Origin of the sequence: Nostoc sp., assembly GCF_036917095.1 — a bacterium.
GTDB lineage: Bacteria > Cyanobacteriota > Cyanobacteriia > Cyanobacteriales > Nostocaceae > Nostoc.
On record NZ_JBALFH010000042.1, the window covers coordinates 58831 to 84362 of the forward strand.

16 protein-coding genes are annotated in these 25532 nt (G+C 41.3%); 13 read left to right on the forward strand and 3 right to left on the reverse strand.

Features of this window, described 5'->3' with window-relative positions; translation table 11 throughout:
- The first annotated feature begins 350 nt into the window (after positions 1-350).
- The 8 genes from V7L01_RS23645 (at position 351) to V7L01_RS23680 (ending at position 10790) form a co-directional block, all read left to right on the forward strand.
- Positions 351-1706, forward strand: a complete 1356-nt coding sequence (locus V7L01_RS23645; protein WP_442937012.1) for an ammonium transporter — start codon at positions 351-353, stop codon at positions 1704-1706.
- A 137-nt stretch (positions 1707-1843) separates the two neighbouring features.
- Complete coding sequence (locus V7L01_RS23650) at positions 1844-2713, forward strand: SGNH/GDSL hydrolase family protein (protein ID WP_335038976.1); 870 nt, start codon at positions 1844-1846, stop codon at positions 2711-2713.
- Positions 2714-3149: 436 nt separating this feature from the next.
- On the forward strand, positions 3150-4358 hold the full coding sequence (locus V7L01_RS23655; RefSeq protein ID WP_335038978.1) for a 4-hydroxy-3-methylbut-2-enyl diphosphate reductase: 1209 nt from the start codon (positions 3150-3152) through the stop codon (positions 4356-4358).
- Positions 4359-4656: 298 nt separating this feature from the next.
- Positions 4657-5448: a class I SAM-dependent methyltransferase gene (locus tag V7L01_RS23660; protein ID WP_335038980.1), complete on the forward strand. Its 792-nt coding sequence runs from the start codon at positions 4657-4659 to the stop codon at positions 5446-5448.
- 1 nt (position 5449) lies between these two features.
- Positions 5450-6673 (forward strand): precorrin-6y C5,15-methyltransferase (decarboxylating) subunit CbiE, encoded by a 1224-nt coding sequence (cbiE, locus tag V7L01_RS23665; protein WP_335038982.1) that lies wholly within the window; start codon positions 5450-5452, stop codon positions 6671-6673.
- Positions 6674-6885: 212 nt separating this feature from the next.
- A complete protein-coding gene (locus V7L01_RS23670) occupies positions 6886-8577 on the forward strand; it encodes an alpha/beta hydrolase (RefSeq protein WP_335038984.1) in 1692 nt (563 codons plus the stop codon).
- A 663-nt stretch (positions 8578-9240) separates the two neighbouring features.
- Positions 9241-9999 carry a PEP-CTERM sorting domain-containing protein gene (locus V7L01_RS23675; protein ID WP_335038985.1) on the forward strand — a complete coding sequence of 253 codons (759 nt, stop codon included), beginning with the start codon at positions 9241-9243 and terminating at the stop codon, positions 9997-9999.
- A 530-nt stretch (positions 10000-10529) separates the two neighbouring features.
- A complete protein-coding gene (locus V7L01_RS23680; RefSeq protein ID WP_335038987.1) occupies positions 10530-10790 on the forward strand; it encodes a DUF7219 family protein in 261 nt (86 codons plus the stop codon).
- A gap of 86 nt (positions 10791-10876) precedes the next feature.
- Here V7L01_RS23680 and V7L01_RS23685 read toward each other — a convergent pair whose 3' ends face one another.
- On the reverse strand, positions 10877-11056 hold the full coding sequence (locus tag V7L01_RS23685; protein WP_335038989.1) for a hypothetical protein: 180 nt from the start codon (positions 11054-11056) through the stop codon (positions 10877-10879).
- A gap of 9 nt (positions 11057-11065) precedes the next feature.
- On the reverse strand, positions 11066-16738 hold the full coding sequence (locus V7L01_RS23690) for an alpha-2-macroglobulin family protein (protein ID WP_335039110.1): 5673 nt from the start codon (positions 16736-16738) through the stop codon (positions 11066-11068).
- A 488-nt stretch (positions 16739-17226) separates the two neighbouring features.
- Here V7L01_RS23690 and pbpC point away from each other — a divergent pair, with 488 nt between their 5' ends.
- The 3 genes from pbpC (at position 17227) to V7L01_RS23705 (ending at position 22188) form a co-directional block, all read left to right on the forward strand.
- The gene (pbpC, locus tag V7L01_RS23695) at positions 17227-19635 is read left to right on the forward strand and encodes a penicillin-binding protein 1C (RefSeq protein WP_335038991.1); all 2409 of its coding nucleotides are present in this window, start codon (positions 17227-17229) and stop codon (positions 19633-19635) included.
- Between the two features lie 307 nt (positions 19636-19942).
- Entirely contained in the window at positions 19943-20110 is a 168-nt protein-coding gene (locus V7L01_RS23700) for a hypothetical protein (RefSeq protein ID WP_335038994.1), read from the forward strand.
- Between the two features lie 443 nt (positions 20111-20553).
- On the forward strand, positions 20554-22188 hold the full coding sequence (locus V7L01_RS23705) for a PQQ-dependent sugar dehydrogenase (protein WP_335038997.1): 1635 nt from the start codon (positions 20554-20556) through the stop codon (positions 22186-22188).
- 312 nt (positions 22189-22500) lie between these two features.
- Here the strand turns inward: V7L01_RS23705 and V7L01_RS23710 are convergent, their stop codons facing one another.
- Entirely contained in the window at positions 22501-23508 is a 1008-nt protein-coding gene (locus tag V7L01_RS23710) for an NmrA family NAD(P)-binding protein (RefSeq protein ID WP_335039000.1), read from the reverse strand.
- A 119-nt stretch (positions 23509-23627) separates the two neighbouring features.
- On the opposite strand from V7L01_RS23710, the gene V7L01_RS23715 reads away from it, so the two are divergent.
- Both V7L01_RS23715 and V7L01_RS23720 read left to right on the forward strand, forming a co-directional pair.
- Complete coding sequence (locus V7L01_RS23715) at positions 23628-24392, forward strand: red chlorophyll catabolite reductase (protein WP_335039002.1); 765 nt, start codon at positions 23628-23630, stop codon at positions 24390-24392.
- A gap of 102 nt (positions 24393-24494) precedes the next feature.
- Positions 24495-25529 carry a nitrilase-related carbon-nitrogen hydrolase gene (locus V7L01_RS23720; RefSeq protein ID WP_335039004.1) on the forward strand — a complete coding sequence of 345 codons (1035 nt, stop codon included), beginning with the start codon at positions 24495-24497 and terminating at the stop codon, positions 25527-25529.
- Positions 25530-25532 lie beyond the last annotated feature (3 nt).

The window sequence follows — 25532 nt, forward strand, 5'->3', positions numbered from 1 at the left end:
GAGTAACTAGATACTTGTCAATTCTGACAACGTATCTTGGTTTGTAACAGTAGGTAACTAAAAATTTCTAATTTTGTAGCGGTTCAATAAAATGCTATTCTTCAAAAAAAAGATGCAATGATTGCACACATACACCCTTATTTAAATCTTGGCAACTACAATCAGGATTATATTTTTGTTAACATTTCAAGAAGATTAAGGTTAAGTATCTTTTAAGACAAAAATGTCTAACTAAAAGTAATCAAATGTAGTTAAGAATACAAATAATTGGTGCTTAGGAAGAAAAACAAGTGTTGAAGAAAGTTGTAAAAATTGGGGCTATCACCCTACTGTTTTTGGGAGTACCGCTGATGGGCAATGCTTTTGCCCAAACACCAGCCGCGGCTCCACCTGCTGCTGATACTGGAGATACAGCATTTATGCTGATTTCAGCAGCACTCGTGCTATTAATGACGCCAGGATTAGCGTTCTTTTATGGTGGATTTGTGCGATCGCGCAACGTCCTAAACACATTGATGATGAGCTTTGTGTTGATGGCGATCGTGGGAGTTACCTGGATTCTCTGGGGCTACAGTCTTTCCTTTGCGCCAGGTTTACCGTTTATCGGTGGATTGCAATGGTTCGGATTGAATGGTGTGGGGTTAGAAACAACAGATTATCTCAAAGGGTCAAACCCAGCGGAAGTTGTTTCTTATGCCGGAACAATACCCCACCAGGCATTCACGATCTACCAAGCCATGTTTGCGATTATCACCCCAGCCTTAATTTCTGGGGCGATCGCAGAACGGATGAGTTTCCGCGCCTATTCGCTGTTTGTTTTACTGTGGTCAACCTTTGTTTACGCACCTCTGGCCCACATGGTATGGGCGAAAGGTGGATTTTTAGGTTTGTATGGTGGTTTGGGTGCCCTCGACTTTGCAGGTGGCACAGTAGTTCATATTAGTTCTGGTGTTTCTGCTCTGGTAGCAGCAATCGTCCTTGGGCCTCGGAAAACCCATCCCGATCGCCTTAGTCCGCCGCACAACGTCCCCTTCATTTTGCTGGGTGCTGGTTTGCTGTGGTTTGGTTGGTTCGGTTTCAACGCTGGCAGTGCCCTATCTGTTGCTAGTGGAACTTCTGGTAACTTAGTCACCAATGTGGCAACAACAGCCTTTGTCGCCACCAATACGGCGGCGGCAGCAGCAGCTTTAATGTGGCTAATTTTGGAAGCTGTTTTACGGGGTAAACCGACAGCCGTGGGAGCAGCTACAGGAGCCGTTGCTGGTTTGGTGGGCATCACTCCCGCCGCCGGATTTGTCACACCGCTATCAGCGATTTTAATTGGTTTCATTACCGCCTTTGTTTGCTTCTATGCCATCAGCTTCAAGCACAAGCTAGAAATTGACGATGCTTTAGATACCTTTCCCGTGCATGGGGTTGGTGGTACAGTGGGGGCAATTTTAACGGCCATCTTTGCCACAACTCAAGTCAATGGAGCAGGTAAAGACGGAGTGCTGCGGGGTAATTTTGGTGAATTGGGAGTTGAACTAGTAGCAATTGCCGTTGCCTATGCGATCGCAGGTGTTGGTACGTGGATTATTCTCAAGGTTATCGATGCTACAGTAGGGCTGCGAGTCAAAGAGGAAGCAGAATTGCAAGGTTTGGATATCAACGAACACGGTGAAGAAGGTTACAACTCCGAGTTTGGCGATCGTCCCACTCAGTAAAGAGTGCTGAGTTATTCAATTTTGGATTTTAGATTCAAAGAAAAATCTAAAATCCAAAATTCAAAATCCAAAATTGGGCTGATTTGCGATCGCTAGCGTTAAAATTTGATTCAAATAATTGGTAAATTTCGCTAGTCGTGTCTACATCTGCAAAAACCTTTCCTATCTGGGCATTTTTATCGCTGTTAACCAACGGCATCCTAATGTTGGCGGTCATTCTGCTAATTTGGCAACAGCAGAAATTGGCCGCTTTTTTTGGGGTAATAACATCCCCAGAGTCAATCAGCCTGAACAACTCACGCCAAATTGCTACACTTGATTTAGGTCGCCGTCATCAACTCACTTATCAAGAGTGGGTAGAAATCCTCAAGCAAGAAGCCAAGGTCGCCGCTGACCAACGTCCTCCGCATTTAACTATCCTGGCGGGAGATTCTCTGAGTTTGTGGTTTCCTGCTGAGTTATTACCCGAAGGTAAAAATTGGCTCAATCAAGGGATTTCTGGCGAAACCAGCAATGGACTATTGAAAAGATTAAAAATATTTGACCGCACCCAGCCAGAGGTGATTTTTGTGATGATTGGCATTAATGACCTAATTCGCGGGACGAGCGACGAGGTAATTTTAGATAATCAGCGGCAAATTATCAATTACCTACGAAAGACGCATCCCACAGCGCAAATTGTTGTCCAATCGATTTTGCCACATGCGGCAGAGGAAGCAACCTGGAAAGGACGAGATAAACTTCTGGCTGTTGCCAATAATCGCATTCACGAGTTAAATGAGCAACTGCAAAGCATATCTACCAAAAAAGGTGTTAAATATCTCGATTTATATCCCCTGTTTACCAACAAACAAGGAAATCTCCGCCGTGAATTTACTACTGACGGCTTACACTTAAGTCCTGAAGGCTATATGGTTTGGCGTTCTGCATTGCAGATTTATAGCGAGATCGAATTAAAACCCCAGCTTCACGGAAGAGGACAAGGGGACAAGGCGATGGGGGGATAAGGGACTTCCAAATAAAAAAATAATCAATCGCTGAGGGAGCAGGGGAAGAAGATATCTACTAGTCCTGTTGGATGCAGGAATTGAGTAATTTAAGAGTAATTTAATTTTTGGAGTTCTCTAAGGATGAAAACCTATAGATAAATCTTCATGATTGAAATAAGGACATAAAGCGCCTCGTTGCAAGCAATCAAGAGAATAATTTTTATTTTTCTCCATAAATGAATTCACTCTTCTTGCCCTAAAAGCAATGGGATGTTTTTTTATTTGGAAGTCCCTTGTCCCCTTGTCTCCCCCTTTCCTTGCCCTATAAAGGTCAACGTCCTTCGGGGGAAAAAGGCTAAAGGACAAAAAGAAGTAATATCTTTGAATACAACTCTGTATAAATCGCGTATTGGCGCGAGAAAATAAAAAATAGTGGTTTAAGTAGACAAATCTAATGGATACAAAAGCTTTTAAGCGCAGCCTGCAACATTCAGAAAATTACAATCGTAAGGGCTTTGGTCATCAAGCAGAAGTTGCCACCCAGTTGCAATCTGAGTATCAGAGTAACTTAATTCAAGAAATTCGCGATCGCAATTACACCCTACAACAAGGTGATGTGACAATCCGACTAGCACAAGCCTTTGGCTTTTGCTGGGGTGTAGAACGAGCTGTTGCGATGGCCTACGAAACTCGTCAGCACTTCCCCACAGAACACATCTGGATTACTAACGAGATTATCCATAACCCTTCTGTAAATCAGCGGATGCAGGAGATGGAAGTAGAATTCATCCCTATTGAAGGAAAGAATAAAGACTTTTCTGTTGTTGGAACTGGTGATGTAGTCATATTACCCGCTTTTGGGGCAAGCGTTCAAGAAATGCAGATACTTCACGATAAAGGCTGCAAAATTGTTGATACAACTTGTCCTTGGGTCTCTAAAGTTTGGAATACAGTAGAAAAGCACAAAAAAATCGATTACACATCAATAATTCACGGTAAATATAAGCACGAGGAAACAGTTGCAACTAGTTCCTTTGCTGGCAAGTATTTAATTGTGTTGAATTTGCAAGAAGCACAATATGTTGCTGACTATATTATCAATGGTGGCAACCGTGAAGAATTTCTGACAAAATTTCCTAAAGCTTGTTCAGCAGGATTTGACCCCGATAGAGATTTAGAAAGAGTTGGTATTGCCAACCAAACTACGATGCTGAAAGGCGAAACTGAGCAAATTGGCAAGCTTTTCGAGCGGACTATGTTGCAAAAATATGGCCCCACCGAGTTAAATCAGCATTTCCAAAGCTTTAACACCATTTGTGACGCCACCCAAGAACGGCAAGATGCAATGTTGGAGTTAGTAGAACATAATTTAGATTTAATGATAGTAATTGGTGGGTTTAATTCATCGAATACTACTCAGTTGCAACAAATTGCTTTTGAGCGGGGAATTCCTTCTTATCATATTGATACTGTTGAACGGATTAAATCAGGAGATTCTATAGAACATCGGCAATTAAATGGGCAGTTAATAACTACAGAAAACTGGTTACCAAACGGAGAAATTGCTGTGGGAATAACTTCTGGTGCTTCTACGCCAGATAAGGTGGTAGAAGATGTGATTGAGAAAATTTTTGCATTGAAAGCAACAGTAGCGATGGTTTAAGAGCGATCGACGATCGAGTTGGTAGTAAGGATTAAAGTCCTTACTACGAACCCTCAAAACTATAGCAGTCCTAAATCATTGGTGAAAAATATATCTCTCTTTCTTCTTTTTTTCCTTTGCGTCCTTCGCGTCCTTCTCTAACGAGACGCTGCGCGTTCGCATAGCGTCTCGCAGAGGAGGCGGTTCGTTTCCTAATCTATATTATTCACAACTCAAATAGGATTGCTATAGCTTGAAAAAGTACTAGTGGTAACTGATAACTGTTCGCTATTTTAAAAATTTGTGAGAAATTCAAGAAATGGCTGTCTATGAGCAAATTGGCAAAGGCTATGATTTGACTCGTCGCGCTGACCCTAACATTGTTGCCCAATTAGCTAAACACCTTAAGGTTAAATTAGATTCTTCATATCTCGATGTGGGATGTGGCACCGGAAATTATACGCTAGCTTTAGCTAAACACGGTGGGATTTGGCATGGAGTAGACCAGTCAAAACAGATGATTGACGCTGCTACGAATAAAAGTAATGCTATCGCTTGGCAACTTGCAGAAGCTGAGGCTTTACCTTATGCTGACGGAAGTTTCTCTGGTGTGTTATGCACGCTAGCAATACATCATTTTGCCGCACTAAATCAGGCTTTTCGAGAGATTTACCGTGTTTTGGCGGCTGGTCGTTTTGTATTATTTACTGCCACACCGGAGCAAATGAGCAAATATTGGTTAGTCGAATATTTTCCAGAGGCTATACATAAATCTGCTGAACAGATGCCAAGTTTAGAAAAGGTCAAATATGCTCTCAATGAGGTAGGTTTTAGCTCAGTAGATATTGAACCTTATTCTATTTCCGAAAACTTGCAAGACTTGTTTTTATATAGTGGAAAACATCGTCCGGAAATATATTTAAACGAAAATATCCGCTCTGGAATTTCTACGTTTGCTTTGCTAGCTTCTGCGGATGAAATCGCTACTGGGTGTCAAAAGCTAGCAGCAGATATTAACACAGGACGCATCGCAGAGATTGTCAAGAAATATGAAAACAATCATGGAGATTACTTGTTTGTAATCGCCGATAAAGTATTAATCATGAATTAGCATGACACAGAAATGGCTTTCAATCGTCGGTATTGGGGAAGATGGATTAGAGGGGTTAAGCGCGATCGCTCGTTCTCTAGTCGATCGAGCTAAAGTAATTGTGGGAGGCGATCGCCATTTAGCAATGCTCCCTACAAATGACCAACGTGAGAAACTAGTCTGGACATCCCCCATTAGCACTTCTGTAGACGAAATCATCCAGCGTCGCGGTCAGTCAATTTGCGTACTCGCAAGCGGCGATCCTATGTGTTACGGCATTGGTGTCACCTTGATGCGGCGAATTCCCGTCTCTGAAATGACGATTATCCCCGCACCTTCAGCCTTCAGCCTCGCCTGTGCCAGGGTTGGATGGTCTTTAACTGAGGTGGAAACCTTGAGTTTGAATGGTCGTCCATCCTCTCTACTCCAGTCTTATATTTATCCAAAAGCGCGGCTGTTGATTTTGAGCGAAGGGAAGGACACACCCGGCATTGTCGCTCAAATTTTGACAAATCGCGGTTATGGTGGCAGCAAAATCACCGTATTGGAGCGGATGGGTGGCGCTCATGAAAGAATTGTAGAAGGGACGGCTGCATCTTGGAGTGAACCTGAAGTTGCGGCTTTGAATGCGATCGCAGTTTATTGTATTGCTGATGCTGGGGTTATCCCATTACCAAGATTACCAGGATTACCAGATAACGCCTACCACCACGATGGACAGTTAACTAAACGTGAAGTTAGGGCAATCACCCTAGCAGCTTTAGCTCCCACACCGGGAGCGCTGTTGTGGGATGTTGGCGCGGGTTGCGGCTCAATTTCTATCGAATGGATGCGGAGTAATCCTCGGTGTCGAGCGATCGCGATCGAACAAAATTCTTCTAGACTACTTTACATTGCCGATAATGCCGCCACTCTGGGTACTCCAAATCTGCAAATCATTGAAGGGAAAGCGCCCCATGCCCTGAAAGATTTACCTGCACCAGATGCCATTTTTATTGGTGGTGGGGTGACAGCAACGGGACTTTTTGATGTTTGCTGGGAAGCACTAAAGCCGGGTGGGCGTTTGGTGGCAAATGTAGTGACGGTAGAGGGCGAGCAAACTTTATTTCAATGGCACGAACGAGTCGGTGGTGATTTAACTCGTATTGCAATTCAGCGGGCGGAACCTATTGGGAAATTTTTGGGCTGGCGAGCAATGGCACCGGTGACGCAATGGGTAGTTTTGAAGTCTGAAAAACTAGTATAAGCTATAACCCACATTCCGCACTTCAATTAGTAGTGTATGTCTTCTACCCCTGTTCCTAAAAGCTATTCTCCTCAAGTTAAGGAACTTGCAACATCTGGGGATGAACTAGATTCTCCCAATACTGCTCGGTTAAGGAAAAATCGGGGTCATTATATAAACCTAAAGCATAGTGAGCGCGATATACTTAACCTAAATTATCGAGGAAAATAGACATGATGAACTGTCCTGATAAGAATAATCTGTCAGACAATCAACCATATCAAATTTACGAATTTAAAAAAACCAACCAGGAAAAAATTCCTGGTTATCTAGTAGTTAGTACTGCCAAACTTAATGTTGAAACTGAAGAGAATCGTTCTATTAACTATTTATCAGAAGTTGTTAATAAAAACTTTTTTAACATCAATGATGGACAAGCTGAATCTTCAACCAAGGAGATGATTAAGAAAATTGCTAAAACTTTACAATCAAGTCCAGAACCAGAAATTATTATAAATATTCATGGTTATAGTTCTACACCATCTGATACAGAGACAGGCTGTAAAAAGATTTATGAATATGTTAATACACATATTCAGCAACCAAATAAGTATATTTTTATAGGATATAGATGGCCCGCAGAAAGTCCCATAAAAACAGATGAATCTGGTTCCTTTGGGCAAAAGCTAATTAATGCACTGTATTCTTTACCAATTTTACTAGCTATCAATTTAGTTGTAGGACTAACAATTAGTATATTTTCTGCCATAGTTTTGTTGTTTCTAGATATTTTAAGTAATAGCGCTGTCCACTTTTTCACAGTGTTGCTAATTTTTTCTGGTATTGTATCTTCAATTATTTTTACATTAATTATTCTCCGAATATCTACTTATTTCCGTGATAATTATAGAGCGAGTAATTATGGTGTAACAGACTTAGTTGAATTGATCAGACAGCTTGATTTTACAGTAAACTTACCCCCGAATAAACGGATTAAATTGTCATTTATTAGTCATAGTATGGGGTGTTTTGTAGTTACAGATGTAATTCGTATCCTCTCTGATGTTTTTGACGCTAAATCTATTAATAAAAAACCTGATTCAGATATTGGCAAGGTATTTTGCTTAGGCAGACTTGTGCTAGTTGCACCTGATATTCCTGTAGAAACTATTTTGCCAGGACGAGCTAATTTCCTTCGTTCTTCTTTACGTCGGTGCGAAGAAGCTTATATCTTTTGTAATGAGGGAGATTTAGCGTTACGATTTACCTCCACTGCCGCAAATTACTTTAGTTTCCCCGCACGAACTCGTATTAGTGGCTATAGGCTTGGTAATATAACAGTTAAGCATTTCAACGATAAAAAAGATAAAGTTGGCCATACACCCAGATATGGAGTTGTTAATTTCCAGGAAGAAGAATATGAAAAAGATTACATACTCGATAACCCTTATAACTATTTAGAAATTCGTTCTTCTAGTAGCGAACACAGAAAACTCGAAGGAAGATTTGAAGAAATAACTGAAATTTCTCCCAATGAGGTTAAACCCGCAGATTTATTTACATATTTTGACTGTACAGATTATAAAGACGATCGGAGTGCTCAGATCGGAATTGTTAGTTCTGCTCTACAAAAGCCAGCGATAAATTTTGTCAACTATATTTTCCTAACTTTGGCATTTATTCGCAAGTCTATTAATAATAGAGATCCTCAAGGTGTTGATACCCACACTGGCTATTTTCAAGGTACTTTTAGTCAGAAAGCTATCTACGAATTAGCTTTTTTAGGATTTCAGGGATTTTTAAAATCTTTGTCCATTGAAGGAGACGAGAAAGCTCAAATCCGCAGTTTTTCTCAAAAATGCCAAGAAAAGCAAATTCAAGTCATTCTTGCACCGCAAATTTATCAACAAAAGACTCAAGATTAGATTTAAACATTTTTAAGTATGAATCCTGTAACTTATCTATGAGTTATCTAGTTTTTTTTGAGCATTAGTATTAGCTATTTCAATAGAATTAATCAACAATTTTTACAGAGGAGCAGACAATTAAGCTATAAATCATCAGGAATGCTCCTCCAGTATTAATGTAGACTCAGCAGTACGCCCAAATTCTGCTGGTGCATATTGCAGGTGAACTTGGGCACCAGATCGAGAAAATGTCAGTAAATCGAAAAGTATGCGATCGCACGGTAGGCAAGCTTTGTTTGTCTAGCAATGCCCTGAAAGGGTATTGATTAAAAAAGAGGGATGTTCCCAGTTAAATATACTGTTAACCTGACTCAAGATAAACATCAACAATTAGTGAGTTTAACTAAGAAATGATATAAACCACTAGAATTATCAATGTTTAGATGAAGTTACTGTTAAGATCTGATGTTTAATTTAAAGTTCAGTTAATTTAAATTTATTAAATATCATACCAAAATATATTGCTATCTTAATAATTATTTTTTAAGGCAGTGTTAACATCTGATAATTAGAATAACGAAAAATTACGTAAAGTATGAATTTTGCGAATTTAGTAGTTATAAAATCAAATTTGACTGATTACTTACTAAATTATTTCTCATACTATCTACAACTAAAATTATGATTTCCAAAAAAATCTCTACAAAAATTGCTTATATTTCTGCTATCTGTGCATCTATAAATATTGTAGCTATCACTAAAACTCCTACTGCAAATGCAGCAAGTTTAAGTATAGCTAATGCAGGTTTTGAAGAACCAATAATAGGAGAAGGAGACTTTACTATTAATGTGTTACCTGGCTGGACATTATACGATCCATCTAACCTGACATCTGCCAGTATAGGTGGTGGTGAGCCAATTTATGGTGCATACAATCCTACAGCAGACGTTTATTTTAACGAAGCTCCAGAAGGTAATAATGTTGGATATGTTTACCTCACTTATCCGCCTGGAAGTGGTGCTGTGGGAATATCACAAACACTTCCCAGTCTATTGACAGCTAATACGAAATATACCTTACAGGTTGAAATAGCCAATATTCCACCTGTGAATGGTTTCACCACTTTAGATGGTTTCCCTGGCTATGCTATTCAATTATTAGCTGGAGGAACTTTACTTAGTCAAGATTATAATAACCTGAGCATAACAGAAGGAGCTTTTGTTACCTCTAGTATTTCGTATATTAGTTTAGCTAATAACCCAAACTTAGGGAAACCATTAGAAATCCGATTGCTGAACCTTTTACAGAGTGATGGGATAGAAATTAATTTCGATAATGTGAAATTAAACGCAACTCAAATTCCAGAACCTGCATCGATTTTGGGTATAACATTAGGATTTTTAGGTGCAGGCTTAACCTTAAAAAAGAAAAATGATTAGGTAATAAGGAATACGATAAATTCAAATAGTATCCATCACTGAGCGATGGCTACGCCCGCCGTTGGCAAAGCCTCTCTAAGAGTTGGCATTGCAAAACTTTTCGGTCTACTGGAACGTACCAGGGGCGACAGAACGGACTAAGTAATGCAGACAACTCCTGGTTCGAGGTGGTCAGCGTAGGCGATAATGCGTAGGCGTAGCCCGCTGTAGGCATCGCTCCTTTCAAATCTTCGCACTTCAATTACAATATAATTCATAAGGTAAGGCAACTTAATTTCAAATTGAAATTTCTATTACTTATGATTGCAACGCTATTATCAGAAGCTGGTGTAAATCGCACTTAATGCTCAGGATTGAAAAGCCTTACTGTTATTGCAGCTAACAAACAGCTATTTGCTGTATAATTAGTTTTGTGTTCCCTTTTAGACTCGCTCATGGTTTGCAACTGCAACAATCGTGGCAATTTCTTTATTGAAGCGATTTCTGTTGTGATTATCGTTGGCAAAAAGTCACTTATTGGGAGTTAAATAATGGACGAGCATAATCTTGACAACAAAAACAAATTTCTTTACCTTCGTAGTCGCTATTACGGTCAAGTTAAGCCAGAGAATTTGGTATTTAATGCCAACCTTCAAGAATTTGCTCAAAAAGTTGGCTACATTACCAATTTAGAAACCAATGGTAAGCTTGACCCAGAAGATGCTTATAAACAGATTAAAGCACTTTGGAAAAAGTTGAAGCGTAGTAAAAAAGCATTGTTCATTGGTGAGGAACCACAAGAAAAATCTTGAAGTTGCTTAGGAAACGCGATAATGCGATCGCTTTTTTGTTTATCTTGTAGTATTGCGTAGGCGTAGGCGTAGCCATCGCCTGTCTTTCAGCTACCCTGGTTATCTACTATTAGATTTCTCAAATTTTCTTCATCAAAAGTAAGCCCATGACGTTCTAAATATGGGCGCAAATTTATTTTAATAAATAAATCTTTCAGTTCTTGGGCAATTTCTTGGGGTGGATTTCCTGATAATGCGTAGGCGTACCCCAAGCCCAAGCCAGGCATCGCTCATACTTACGACTTCCCATCCTCCAGTATTAATGTAGACTCAGCAGTACGCCCAAATTCTTCTGGTGCATATTGCAGATGAACTTCTGCACCAGGCCAAGAAAATGTCCCAGGAGTAACAGAACGGACTAAGTAATGCAGACTATAAACTCCTGGTTCCAGATGGTCGGCGTAGGCGATAATGCGATCGCGGTACACATTCTTAAACCCAAGTTCCCAGCTATCGGCTTTTGCTTGTAATGCAGCGGTAGCAGTTTGAAAACTCGCATCCACCGCCTCAAATCCTGCTGGTAACGGATCTTTAATTACCACACGATCCACGGGGCGATCGGCAATGATTTCTAAACCAATATCAAACACCTGTCCAGAGGCTAAAGTCAAGGGTTTATCGAAAGCGTAAAGACCTGTTTTTTGCAGAACTTTCTCTTCATTTAACTTGCTAATTTCTCGTGTTATCCGTAAACCGTTAAATCTGCCTGGTTGATTTCCCTGCAAGCGATAATTATAAGCAACCAGATAGTGTAAAGTGCCATTACCTGCTTTTTGCAGCGTTAAATCTTGACGCCCACGAGGTAATAGATTCATCGGCACAATTAGTTGTAAGCTAGGATTTTTGTAACCTTCAAAGCGATTTTCTCCTAACTTATTACCAGCTAATTGTACTGTGGCAACAAAATTAGGTGGCGTGGGTTGCAGTTGGCTATATTCTACTAAAGCTGTTAAGGCTTGGGCATTATCATAGTTAGTTTGCCATGTGCCATTGCGTCGCAATGCGAGAAGACTTTGGAATAACTTATCTATAACTTCGGGTTTACTTTGTTTGGCAATAAACAAACGTAAAGCTTGCGCTTGCGTCGTGGTAGATGAACTCATCCATCCCCAACTGTTGGGTAAACTCACAACTGCTGTGCGACCAGTTTCATATATACTCTGTTGCAGTTTGTTTACTAATTGTTGAGATTCGTCTTGCCATTCTGGGAATTGAGATAAGTATCGCGCCAATTTAATTTGAGTTACTAAATCAAAGTTATTGCGCTGTTCATAAATATCTGCGAGGAAAGTATTGCGTTTATCGCCAAGTTCTGCTAGAGCGATTAAAGCATTAAGTTGTAGTTGTCTTTTGCACAGTTGCTGTTTGCAAAAATCGTATTCTCCAGGATTTGCGAGAACTTTTTGCAGATAAGCTTTCAGGCGAGACACCATTGCAGAATCGACTAAATTAGGGAATGCCTGACTGGCTTTAGCCAAAGATTCACTCGAATATGAAGAAATCCAAGGGTCGGATTTTTCTTGTCCGGGGAAAGCAGCAAAACCACCATCTGCTATTTGGAGTTTTTGTAATTTTTCAATAGCTTGTTTTGCCTGTTGGCTAGGATTAAATTCTGCAAAGGTCTGGCCATATTTTTGGGCAATAGTTTGCAGATTAGCAGCAATCATTAACTGACTTGCAGCAGGTTCTGTAAACGGTAAATCATCATCTTCTAAAACCTGCTTTGCTGGTGCTTGAATCTCTGGAATTAAGGTACTCGCCAACTGAATATTTAAACCTCCTGCATCCGGGAAGGTATTTTTATCAACATTCAGAGGAATTTTTACCTGTTTTGCAGTGACACCAGTTTCAACGACTTGTTCTGTAATTTCAATTGGCTTAATTTCCAAAGGAACTTCAAAAGCATCTGCGGCTGTACCATTTAGTTGAGTGGTAAAGCGAACTTTACCAGTTCCCACACTATCCGCCACCATTGGAAAGCGATAAGCGTGAGTTGCAGATTCAGCTTTAGTTTGCAAAGCACTAGTTGTGGGGTTTTTGTCAGCAAACTTTACATTACCGCTAAGTTCGCCATTAATTGAGAGATTTCCAGTATTCCCAGTGTTGTTAGTTACAGATAAACCAGCGAGGATGCGATCGCCTGGACGGGCAAACTGTGGCAAGATGGCATTAGTTAGCAGTGGCTTTGTGGCAATAAACGTCGCTTCCCCATTCCCGAAACGCAGATTTCCATCGGTGGCGACAGCCATCACCCGCCATGTAGTTAAATCATCCGGCAATTTAAAGGTTATCTGTGCATTACCATTTGCATCGGTGAGAACAGAACCATTGTAGTAAGCTAAGGCTTGAAAGTCTGTGCGGGCGCGAGTATTTGCTGCACCAGTTGAGAAACCACCGCCATAACCCCAACCTTTAGGTTTAGTTATATTTTGTGGTTGTAATATGACATCTGGTCGATTATCGCTAAAGCGGGTAGATATTGGCTGTTCTGCATAAATTGTATCTACTAAATCTGGCGGACGATAGCCAGAAAGTTGTAACACCGCTTCATTTACCACCATGACTGTAAACTGTCCTTTGGTGGGGTTTCCTTGATTGTCTTTCAATTCTAGCTGTACCGTTGACTCTGCACCAGGTTCTAATGATGCTTGCACTGGCTTAACTTGCAGTTTTAAATACTTATCTTCTAAGTTAACTTTAAAAGGTGTAAAGCCAATCTTCACCAAGTTATCTAAACTTCCTGCTTCCACTTGGTTTATGGGTTTACCTTGCCTGACTAATACAGCTTCGATGGCTGCATTTGGCAGCATTTCTGGCGTAACTTGAAACTGGATTTTTGGTGTGCCACCCTGAACTTTGGTAATTTGCTGATAAAGAGTTTTATCTTTAATTACAGCAAAGTATAATTCTGCATCTGGATAGGGAGATTGAATTAGTACAGTCGCAGTATCACCAGGTTTAAACTCTTTTTTATCTAATTTAACTTCTAAGACATCATCTTCCTTAGAACCCCAAAATACAGGATTTTCTCCAGTTGCCCAAATTTGTAAATCTGTGGCGCTTAATTCGCTTTTTGCATCGCTAAAATTAACTCTAATCCGATATGAAGCAGATTCAGGCGCTGTTAAACTTACTGATTGCGGATTGCTAGCAGATGTAATTTCTGCTTGTCCCACTGTTTTATATTCAACTTGATTTTTTGGTGTTTGACTACCTTCCACCAACTGCGTGACACTGCTGTATTTAATCTGTTGTAATTCCAGGCGCACCCGTTGACCTGTTATCGATTTTCCTGTAGGGTCAGTAACAATCACTTCAATAGGGAAAGCCTTACCAGCATCAGCGATGAAATTACTTTTTAACCCAATGAGGCGATTACTCGGTAAGGCTGTAAAAGTTTTGGAATTCGCTACAGACAGATTAGAAACATCTGCAACTTGCACATCAACCTGGTAAGTCATCGGATATGGTAAATCATTTGCCACATTCACAGTTTGACTAGTTTTACCATTAGCATCTAGCTGGGCATTAGTTTGCAATACATCACTAGATATAGTAGGGGTTTCCTCCGGCCATAACCATTGCCTACCAAAAGTAAATTCCTCCCAACCTTTAGGAACAAAATCAGCCTGCTGGCGAGTGATAAAATATTTTGCTTCTCCACCTTCTACAGGCGCACCAAATAAATAATTACTTGTAGCATTAATATTAACTTTCTCGTCAATGAGAGCAAATTCTTTATCTAAGTTGAGTTCGACTTTAAAATTAGGTGGCTTAAACTCAGCCACCCGAAATTCTCCAGAAATTTCTTGCCCATTCTTCGCCTTAGCCTGGATTGTATAATAGCCTAAGCGCTGAGTAGTTTTGATTGGCAGTTCTAGAGAAAATGTACCAAATTCATTTGTAGTTTGCGTACCTAAATTAGTCTTCTGCCCATCAGGATTTACCAAAGTTAATTGGTAAACAGCATTTTTATCTTGCTGGATTGCACCATTTTGTAAAAAGTCCGCGAAACCAGTCAACCAAGCTTTTTCGCCTGGTTGATATAACTGTCTATCCGAGAAAATTACCCCGCGTGATTCTGGCTTACCATCTTGCCAACCCGCATCAATACCATATCCATAAGCGCCGCTATATTCTTCAACTCTGGTAAATGCCCAATCTTGATTTTCACGGGCAATTACTAATAATTGTGGTGATTTACTAGAACTTTGATTCCCAGAATAACATTGCTGTAATCCTTCACGAATAATTGTAAAAGTTCCATTTTCATCAGTTTTACCCGTTGCACAAGGTAAAGGTTCCGGGCGAGACGTTGCCTGTAATTTTGATTGATAAATTTCCACAGTAGCCGCTTTCACTGGCGAACCATCTGTAAGATGATTGACGCGAATTAACCCTGACTCAGGAAACCATTGAGTAAATACGCCCAAATTCGTCAATTCAACCAAGCCATAAGTCGTAGGTTCTCGCCACAGTTCCTTACCGTTCTCCTGATATTTATTAGTGCGGGCTTGCACTCCATAAGCTAACATTCCCGTAGCTGCACTGATTTTTTCCCGCAGAGGAACAGCAATGTCAACTGATTGATTTTTATTACCCGATACCTTAAAGCTTTGCCAATCAGAAGGTTGTGGTAATAAATCACTACCATTATTAAAATAAACTAAATCTGTTGGGTTAACTACTCGATAAGCTGCTTTGTACTTAGATTCTGGTAGATTCCCCGTACTAATATTTAGCTGTAAATCTTTACTTGTGGGGAAAATATTCAAATCTGATGGTACCCAAATATCCCCAGCTAAATCTCCAGTATCATATTTAAATGTGACGGGTTTACCCAACGTTTGCCCAAACTTATCTTTGAGATTTTCGCCAATAGTAATTGTATAAGTCTTGGCGGGTTCTAGCGCATAAGGATTGATGCCGACAATTTTATCTTCATCATTTACTTCCAAAATTCTAGAAATTTCTTTGGGTGCTGGATTAATGGTAATATTTTCTTTAGCTGAATCTGCTAATAAAACGTTATTAAATTCTAGCTGCGGACTGCCTTTAAGAAACCTTCCATAGGTTCCGCCTGAATCCGGCTGTCCGTAATAGTTAATTTTCTGAAATGCCAAAGGCGAATAAGTTGCTAACTTACTGGCAAATTCTTTCTCTGTAGCTAGATTGCCATAAGCAGGACGTATTCCTGGAGAAAATACCAGGCGATAACGAGTTGCTTTTTCGAGATTTTGCTGGGGAATGAGGTTATAAATCCAATTGCGGGCTGAAGGGTCAAATTTTTCTAAAGGGTCTTCTTCATTTTTTACTGGTTTTTCTTCTTTGTTTAATTCAACTTTAAAACCTGTACTTTCACTTTTACCTTCGGGAATTAACTGTAAATGTTTTTGTACAGAAGCTAAATCCAATTCAACATTTGAAGTAAACTGTAACTTTTGTTGTAAATCAATTGGCTCAATTTCAGCCTTTTCAATGGGATTGACACCGGGTAAATTAGTTAGTTTTATAGATTCAGTATTGAAAGTCCAAGGTAAATCTTTGTCTAGGCGATGATTTTTTAAATCGGCTAAACCTGCTTTGAGAGTGACTTGAAATCTTGTCGCTATGGGCAAAGCTTTCTCAGCTTGAAAACCCACCATTCGCGGTGTTAAAAAGCGAAATTGACCGGGTAAAGGCGGCCAAAGGGCAAATTTTTGTAATAACTTTTGCTGTTCTGGACTGTCAAGACTTTCAACTGGGATTAAAGCCTCTTTAAAACGGATGCGGATTTGGTTAAGAGATTTCGTATCCCCAATGGGACTAATTTGTTCAATCCAATCTGGTAATTTCGGTGGCGTGAGTGCGGAAACTGTTGGTAGTTGTTCTTTACTTGAGTTGATACCAAAAAAGTTACATCCTGCCATCCCCAATGTAAATGTAAACAGCAGAATAAACTGTATTGTTCTCTTCCGGCTTGAAGAATGACGAATTTTTTTTAAGGAACCGCCAAGGAGGTTAAAGAAGATATGGAGAATTGTATGGTGTAAACGGAGTAAAACTCTGATAATCATATTTTGAATAATTAAAAATTCACAAACTATAGCGAATAAAAGTTGGCGTTACCTTATCTATTAGGCAATGTCAAGGCTAAAAAATATGCAGTATGACTAGTTATTTGTACTCAATTTTTGGATCTAACTATGTTTATTTACATTGATAACTAACTCAGTGTGATTGTTCCCAAAAATAACTACAATTCTTAACTATAAAGAAGTATTTAAATTTTGCAAACATTAATTTACATCTGCTAAGTTAGTAAAAATTAATTATTAAGTATTTGACATATTTCCTGATGTAGATGTAATCGTTGCGTCAAAATTAAGGTAAATTTTCTTAGACAGGGAATTCCCTGATGAAACTAATTTCACGATCGCTACTCAAACTTAAGCGCACTAGTAAAGTTATCCTGGCTGTGCTGGTAATCTGTCTCGTGGTACGCCTACTACCTTATTTTGCGCCAATTCGTGCCGCAGACATTGCCCAAAATCAGTTGGCAATGCAATTTAGCGATCGCAATGGTTTACCATTAGGAACATTGCTCACCCGCGACCAAGAGCATACATCAGTAGTACCACTAAATCAGGTTTCGCCCCAGTTTATCCATGCGATTTTAGCCGCCGAAGATGGCAGCTTTTACCATCATGGGGCGTTGGATATGAAAGCTATTATCCGCGCCAGCCAAGAAGCCATCCACGCCAAAAGAATTGTTTCCGGCGCTTCCACAATTACCATGCAATTGTCGCGGATGTTAGATCCTGTGCCCCGCAGCTTCTCTGGTAAACTGAGTGAGATTTGGCTATCTTGGCGGTTAGCAGCAGGGATGAATAAAGATGAAATTCTGGCTGCATATATCAATCGGCTGCCAATGGGAGGGAATATATATGGTGTGGAAGCAGCCGCGCAGACTTATTTTTCCATCCCAGCTAGTGAATTGAATCTTGCTCAAGCTACTTTGTTAGCTGCTATTCCTAATAATCCCACATACTTTAACCCTTACCAGCATTGGGAACGGCTGAAGCAGCGACAAAAATACGTCCTTAATCGGATGGTACAGGAAAAGTATATTAGTGGTGCGATCGCCACCCGAACACACACCGAAAAAGTTGTGTTTCAATCTCGCCAACGGGGAATTATCGCCGCACCACATTTTTTATTTTGGTTAGCCAATCAAATCTCCCCAACACCCCTTGAGAAAGGAGGCTTAATCCCCCCCTTTTTAAGGGGGGTTAGGGGGGATCAATCCGTTATTCGCACCACCATAAATCGTCCTTTGCAGCAGTTTGTCGAAGCACAGGTACAGCAGGTAATTTCTTCCCTCGCGCCTAATAATGTCCATGATGCAGCCGCGTTGGTGATTGATAACCATACTGGTGAAGTATTGGCTTATGTCGGTTCGCCTGATTACTTTAATGAAGCAAAACTGGGACGCAACGATGGAGTGCAAGCACTACGTCAACCAGGATCTACCCTCAAGCCTTTTGTGTATGAATTAGCTTTAGAAAAAGGTTTAATTCGTCCAAATACCATTTTGGCAGATGTACCCGCCCGTTATGCAATTCCCGGCGCGAAACTTTACAGCCCCACAGATTACACCGAACGCTTTCTTGGCCCTGTACGCGTGCGAATCGCTTTAGCAAATTCTTTGAATGTACCAGCAGTGCGGGTGTTAGAAAAAGTAGGTGTGGAAACTTTCCTTGAACGACTGCATCAGCTAGGATTTGAACACCTGAATCAAACACCAGAACATTATGGTTTGGGTTTGACTTTGGGTAGTGGCGAAGTCAGTCTCTGGGAACTAGCTAGAGCTTACCTTACTATGGCACGACTGGGAGAAGCTGCCCCCTTAGTAAGCACATTTTCCAATTCCCCAATCCAAAAGACCCTCTCTACGAGACGCTACGCGAACGCAGACTCGCTAACGCTACGCTATCCCGAATCTAAAATCCAAAATTCGACGACAATATGGCAATTAATCACCAACATCCTCAGTGACAGCCATGCTCGTGCAACAGCGTTTGGTGTAGACTCAGTGTTAAATTTACCCTTTCCCAGTGCGGTTAAAACTGGCACTTCTTCCAATTTTCGCGATACTTGGACTGTTGGCTTCACTACCGATTACACCGTTGCTACTTGGGTAGGCAATTTCACTGGCGAACCAATGCGACAAGTTTCAGGTGTTACAGGGGCTGCACCCTTGTGGAATCGGATTATGCTACACCTACACGAACATCAAGAACCAGCAGATTTTCCATCTCCAGAAGGTTTAGTGCAATTACCTGTTTGTGCAATTTCTGGGTTACGACCAACACCAGATTGTACCTCAGTGGTACAGGAATATTTCTATCCTGAAGATAAAAGTAAGTACGAAGGTGAAAATCAATTCAATTTGCCACCAGAGTATGATGAGTGGTTAGCAAAACAACAGCAATCGAATTTTACTTCTACCAATTTGAGAATTTTATCTCCGCATCATGGCGATTTATTCTTACTGTATCCAGGTGAAGAATCGAAGCAAAAACTCGAATTTAAGCTAGTGGGAAATAAATCTGTACCAGTTGAGTGGTGGTTAAATGGTGAAAAGTTAGATACAAACTCAGCTAATTCTTTATTTTGGAATTTGCGTCCTGGTAATTGGATTTTAGAAGCGAAAAGCGGGGAAATGAGCGATAAAGTAAGTTTTCAAGTGGAATTAGCTAGTCTCAAACCCACTCGTCGGGGATTTTCTATTAGTAATTCTCAGGTAAAGAGGAATCGTCCATAATTAAATAATATCGTGTCCGGTTAAAGACTTATCATTAAGAGCGCAAGGGGGAGAAAGAGTTTTCAGGTTGTTGCACAGATGCAGGAATCATAACTAATTTGACGGACATGATATCACACTCATATTTGATTATTGAAATATACATAAGGTGTGTTAGCAACAGTGTAACGCACCCTTATTAAGGGTTTGCTACTATTTTTCCAGCAATAACTACCTTTTTCACCGAGAATAGAATCCTGATACTTATAGCTACAATAAATATGTGCGACTTGATAAGCGTGGTGTACCCATCATTGCAGGTATAACTATGAAAGTTGTTGAATTGGTAACTTCTCAATTTGTGGCGTTGCAGAGAAAGCGGGATGATTTGGCAATTTCTAAAATTCCTCCTTTGCTTTCCCTGTGGGACTTAAACAAAATTCAGCCTAAATTTAGCCCAAACTGGCGATATTCACAGCAAATTAGTCACGATTAACAGTCAACTCATCGAAAAATCTGCCCCGGACAACTTATACTCCGGGCGATCGACAAAAAGTCTTACGCTGAACGGAAAACTCGTACCTCAGCCCTCAAAGCCAGCTTGACAAAGTACTAGTATAAGTAGTAAAAAATACTTGTTTTCCTTACCGATAGTTGCAATTAGCGCTCTTTTTTACTCTCATTAGAGAATATTTAAATCCTTGTTTCTCCGTGCTTAGTTTCAAACAAAGGTTTTTTGGCTTTGCTGATAAAGCGAGGCTTTGAAAAAGATTCAAGGTCAGCATCTGATTTTTCTCTCGTCAGAGATATAAAACAACGTTAGTCCTAGATAGAAACCATCCTGTTTGCAGGTCAAAGCCTTTCTGGCATTACTGGCTGATACAACTAAAGCTCTAAACACAGTGGTACTTTATTACCCATCTCAAAAGGGAGTTGAAAATGTCAATTCTGTTTAATCTACAGCCGAGACAATGGCTCGGACGGATAGTATCTGCGCGGCTAGTTAGTTTGCTTACCTTGCTTACTGCTGCGATGCACTTCGAGGTTCTTTCAACGCCAGCGTTAGCCATCCCAGCACCTGCGTCTGTTGAAACCAAGATTAACGTGCCTATTACCATGAACTACCCGCCTTTCAATATTAGCCGTTACTTGAAAGTGCCGCCCTATTTCTTCGTCTCCGTTTATGCTCGCATTCCGAAAGCCCGCTTTATTGCAGTTGCTCCTAATGGCGATCTTCTAGTGTCACAGCCCAGTACGGGCAAAGTGTTAATTCTAAGGCCAAATGGCAACAATGACCCAATTATTTCAGACTTCGTGACAGGTCTACGCAACCCGCACGACATTGTGTTTCACACAATTGACAACACCACATATATTTATATCTCTGAGACTAATCAGATTAACCGCTTCATCTACAAATCTGGAGACATAATGGCGCAAAATCGCCAAATTGTCGTAGCTGGCTTACCAGACAGCAGCACCTCAGAACTCAAAGGTGCTTACGGTCACGAACTGAAAAATATCGCACTTGATGCCAACCACAAACTATACGTGGCGATCGCCTCGACGTGCAACGCCTGCAAGGAAGATACTGTCAGTAACCCACTGCGCGGTGCAATTTACCAGTACAACGCTGATGGAACCAATCAGCGGCTTTTTGCCCAAGGTTTACGCAATGCAGAAGGACTGGCATTCGTCCCTGGCACAAATGACCTCTGGGTAGCCGTTAATAATCGAGATAACATCGCCTATCCCTTCAATGATGTGACTGGCAACTACGGTAAGATTATCCCTTCCTACGTAGACAACCACCCGCCAGAGGCATTCACGCGAGTCAGAGATGGCGGCAACTACGGTTGGCCATTCTGCAACCCTAATCCTGACACGCCAAATGGCTTAAACGATATGCCCTTAGACCTCGACTATGAGTTCAATGCTGATGGACGTGTTAATTGCAATACGATGGACAAGACTATCAAAGGTATCCAAGCGCATTCGGCTCCCTTGGGACTAACCTTTTTACAAAATACTAACTTTTCCAGCCTGTACTCAAATGGGGCTGTTGTGGGGCTGCACGGCTCGTGGAATCGGCAGCAGAGAACGGGCTATAAAGTAGCTTACTTTCCCTGGGACAGTGCGACAAACCTCCCAGGCAACGAGATAGATTTAGTCAGCGGGTGGGTAATTCCAGCAACGCAAGAAATCTGGGGACGACCCGTGGATATGGCAGTAGATCCGCAGGGTAATTTGTTAATCTCGGATGACTACAGCGGCACCATCTACAAGCTCTCCTACACGCCACCACTTGCTACACAGGTTCAGGTCTACAGGGACGCTAACTTTACTGGAATTTCCCAGTCTTTTCCCATAACTCCAGGTGTATACAAAGCCAACCAAGGTAACTTAAATGTCATTGGTAATGACACTATTAGCTCATTACGCGTGCCACCAAATACAGTGGTACGTGTATGTCAACATGAAACTGGTGGTCTATGCCGTGAGTTCAGTGCCGGTGATTATGCATATGTTGGAGATGACTTTAATGATTTAATATCGTTTATAGAGGTAAAGTAATACCAAGTTTTTAACGATTGTAAGTAAATCTATTTAGGCAGATGACAATCCTCCCTCGACAATTAAAAAAGTTTCTAGCTGTTGCAGAGGGGGAGTACGGATTAGACAGTCCATAATCCCAGTCAAGGAATTTTATAGCAAGTTTTTCTGCTTACGGAGCAAGAGCTATGGCGATTTAAAGAGCCATTTTTTTTGCAAGCTTTTTGCGATCGCAGATCCTAACTTTAGAATAGCAAGATTGTTGAATCTCCCATACTGGCTGGTCATGGAACGGATTAAAGGTAGGCAAATTGCCACAGTGTACTAATCCGATTACAGACTCTCGTAGGTGAGTTCCGCATTTGCCCAGTTGGTTTCTGCCAGAAATTCCTTAAATGTGGTCAGAAGTCCAGGAAACTCCTCTTCTCGTAAACGCCAGACATCAGCTTGATAACCTTGTTTGCGATACCACTGAATCAAATCGAACAGTTCCTTTTGCAGCAAGAGTAAGAAAATCCAGGCGGGTGTCTCTTTGTAGACAACTTTCATCCCCTGCGCTTGAGAGAATGCCTCTACCATCTGAAGAGGAGTCAGCACATCGCCAGCTAGCTCAATTTCTTGACCAATATACTTGGTTGGATGTTTGATTACGTAGGCAGCAACCCGGCCCATATCCTTCGTTGTAATTAAATGAAGGGGCTTGTCCGGCTGAATAGAAAATGGGAAACTACCTTTGAGGATGGAAGGTCGGGTGTACTTCTTCCAAAACTCCTCCATAAACAAACAGGCTCGCAACATAGTAGTCGGTAAGCCAGCTTGTTTGAGAATTTTCTCCACTTGGTACTTTTGTTCAATGCGGGGGATTCCTGAATTTCTGTCCGCCCCACCTGCGGAATTATAGACAAAGTGCTTAATGTCAGCCTGTTTAGCTACTTGTGCAACTCGCCTTGCTCTCTCCACCTCTAGCGGGTCAATTTTAGCGGAGTCCGCAGAAGTAGCGTGGCAGTAAACAGCCGAAATCCCTGCAAAGGCTGCTATGAGGGAGGCTTCATCGTCGAGGTTGGCTTTTACCAGTTCAACTCCGGCATCGTTGAGCTTCGCAAGAATTGGACGATTAAGGTCAATTTCTCTAGTGATGACTCGCAGGTTGGTAACTCCCTGTTCGAGAAATCCCTTAACGACATTTCCACCTGTGCCGCCAGTAACTCCGATGAGTAAGACTTTATCGGTGTTTGACTCTGTGCGATCGGGGAAATTTGACATTCTCTCTTCTACCTGGAGTTCTTGATTTAAATTAAGTTTATCCAAAGACAGGAAAAGCAAACAATAATTCCACACCATTTACAGTTGTTCTGGCTCAGTGGAAGATTTAAGAATAATTCTGACAGAAGCTAGATGCTAGTTTTTTGCTTTTATATTATGTTTGTTTGCATTCTTATCTAAAAGGGTACATACAAACAGTGCTTGAGCAGCAACCTAATGTAGACAGTACAGCCTTATTTAAGCAGTTGTGGGGCTTGACAAATGAACTCCGTGAGAAAATAGACGCTCGTTTTGAATTACATTCAGATCCGTCTACTAAGAACTTTCAAAACTACTCCGCTTTGGTTGGAGAAGCGCACGGTTCGCTCAATACCTTTTCTGGCCCAGAAATTGATTGGCTGGTGCATTCATGGTTGCGCGAACCTAAGTCTGGCTTTTGCAATATGCACCTAACTGTTTGGCTCAAGTCTCAGATTCGTGTTCCTCATTTGGCTGTTGTCTTTGCCACGGTTCCAGAACTGTTCTTTTTTATAGATTACGTCCCTCGCACCGATCTATTCACTGACCTGGACTATTTGGATCGTTACTACGAACCTGTAAACCAGACATATTTGGCGTTCCTGGAAGATTCACGTTTTCAGCAGTATATTAGCAAAACGCTGTATATCCGTCAGGTACAATCCCATACTAGTTTGTGTTACACCAGTCCAGTTACAGAGGAGACACTAGCTCGCGTCCACACGGTAGCGCATGAGATGATAGATCGTTGGCTAGGTTGGGTAGATGAAGCTGAACCAGTACCAGAATCCGAGCGGGCTGCTTTATCTGAGCGTGATTTATTTGTGCGCCGTACTGTTGCTGAACGCGATCCAGACAACAAAATCGCTGTGCGGCTATTTGGGGCAGAAATGACAGATAAACTTGTGCGATCGCTTTGGGGTGGCGATCGAATTAGTCATTAGTCATTTGTCATTAGTCATTTGTCATTAGTCATTTGTCATTAGTCATTTGTCATTAGTCATTTGTCATTAGTCATTTGTCATTAGTCATTTGTCCCATGCCCTATGCCCATTAATCCAGAATCCTATCGCGCTTTGGCACTGCAAGTTACCTGTCATGCAGTTAACCAAGCAAGCGATCGCCACGAAGCGCGATCGCTCATGCAAAACTCCATCAACCGCCTAGCTCAACAAATTGCTGCTAGTATCGCTTTCATTGGCTTTGACTGTCGTTTAATTGTACTGCCAGAATATTTCCTGACTGGTTTCCCGATGGGAGATTCTCTCTTAGGATGGGCAGAAAAAGCCTGTATAGAAATGGCTGGTGCTGAATATGAGGCACTGGGTAAAATCGCCCAAAAGCATAAAATATTTTTAGCTGGTAACGCCTACGAAGTTGACCCCAACTTTCCCGGATTGTATTTCCAAACCTGCTTTATTCTCGATCCCTCTGGCTCAATTGTTTTGCGCTATCGGCGGCTGAATTCCTTATTTGCCCCCACTCCCCATGATGTTTGGGATAAATATCTCGATTGTTATGGTTTAGAGGGAGTTTTCCCAGTTGCCAAAACGGAGATCGGTAATTTGGCAGCTTTGGCATCAGAAGAAATTTTATATCCAGAAGTGGCGCGGTGTTTGGCGATGCGAGGAGCGGAGATTTTTGTGCATTCCACCTCGGAAGTATACAACAAAAACCTCACGCCCAAAGACGCGGCAAAAATCAGTCGCGCCGTCGAAAATCTGGTATACGTAGTTTCAGCAAATACCGCAGGCATCGCTAATATTGCCATCCCCATTGCTTCGGCTGATGGTGGCTCTAAAATCATTGACCATCGCGGCATCGTTTTAGCAGAAACAGGCGCAGGCGAAAGCATGGCAGCATTTGCAGAGATTGATTTAGGAGCCTTACGCCGCGATCGCCGCCGACCGGGGTTAAATAATTTACTTGCACGCCAGCGGTTTGAGCTATACGCCGAAAGTTATCATCAGTCACACTTTTACCCAGCTAATACTATGCTGGAAGGAGAAGTAGACCGCAAACACTTCCTGCAAACGCAGCAAGCCACCATTGAACGGTTAGCCAAACTGGGGATAATTTGAATC